Origin of the sequence: Streptomyces sp. FH025, from assembly GCF_017427025.1 — a bacterium.
Taxonomy (GTDB): domain Bacteria; phylum Actinomycetota; class Actinomycetes; order Streptomycetales; family Streptomycetaceae; genus Kitasatospora.
The window spans coordinates 1-1,284 of record NZ_JAFLNG010001169.1 but is presented as its reverse complement, the minus strand read 5'-3'; the positions used below and the strand labels follow the sequence as shown (position 1 = coordinate 1,284).

The window sequence follows — 1,284 nt, the reverse complement described above, 5'->3', positions numbered from 1 at the left end:
TGGCGGGTCGGCGAGGCCGGTCGGGGGCAGTCGGGTGCGGCGAAGCGCGCCGAACGGACCCGCTCGGCGCTGCGAGGCTAAACCGGTTCAGAACCACTGTCAACGATCCGCGCAACAACCACCCACCCGGGCGAAACCGTGACAACGCGAACGGCTATCCCGCCGGAGGCGGCGACGTGGACTCCCGCACGGTCAGCCGGGGTGTGGGCATCTGGAGGTCACGCCCGGGCCCGGCCTCGTCCAGCGCCTCCAGCAGGCTGCGCGCGACCTGCTCGCCGAGCGCGAAGGTGTCCCGGCTGAGCGCGGTCAGCGGCGGGTGCACGATCCGGGCGAGCACCGAGTCGTCGAAGGAGACGATGGACAGCTCGCCCGGCACCACGACGCCCATCTCCCCCGCCACGCCGAGCCCGGCGACGGCCATCACGTCGCTGTCGTAGACGATCGCGGTGGGCCGCCTGGGCCGGGAGAGCAGCGTGCGGGTGGCCGCGGCGCCCTCGGCGTCGCTGAAGTCGGTGGGCACCGACACCGCCTCCTCCAACCCGAGCCGGCGCGAGGCGTCGCGCAGCGCCCGGATCCGGCGCTGGGTGTGCTGGAAGTGCGGCAGCCCGGCCAGGTGCGCGATCCGGCGGTGCCCGATGGCGGCCAGGTAGTCGACGATGGAGAGCATCGCCTCCCGGTCGTCGGCCCAGATCCGCAGCTGGTTGCCGCCCTTGCCGGGCCCGCCCAGCACGACCGCGGGCAGCCCGAGTTCGTCCAGGACGGGCAGGCGCGGGTCCTTGACCTGGAGGTCCACCAGGATGAAGCCGTCGACCCGGTGCTCGGAGGCCCAGCGCCGGTAGACCTCGATCTCGGCGGCGGTGTCCTCGACCACCATCAGGTGCAGCGCGACGGAGCTGGCCGAGAGCACCGCCTGGAGGCCGGAGAGCAGTTGGCTGAAGAACGGCTCGACCCCGATGGTGCGGGCCGGGCGGGCGATCACCAGGCCGACGGCGTCGGCCCGCGCCCCGCCGAGGGCGCGCGCGGCGCTGTGCGGGCGCCAGTTCATCTCCTCGGCGACCCGCAGGATCCGGGCCCTGGTCGCCTCGCTGACACCCGGGCGGCCGTTGAGCGCGAAGGACACCGCGCCCTTGGAGACACCGGCCTGGCGGGCGATGTCGGCGATCGTCGGTCTGCCCACAGAATCCGACTCCTCTCTTGACATCCAAGTTTAGGCGGGAGCATAGTCCCTGCCATAGCTAGACCGGTTTAGTAAGTCAGGTTCTGAAACTCGACACAACCCAAGAA

Annotated in this window: 1 protein-coding gene; it reads right to left on the bottom strand. The window is 72.0% G+C overall.

Annotated features, from left to right (window positions below; genetic code table 11):
* Positions 1–154: 154 nt before the first annotated feature.
* A complete protein-coding gene (locus J0670_RS38190; protein WP_307806878.1) occupies positions 155–1,177 on the bottom strand; it encodes a LacI family DNA-binding transcriptional regulator in 1,023 nt (340 codons plus the stop codon).
* Between the last annotated feature and the right edge of the window lie 107 nt (positions 1,178–1,284).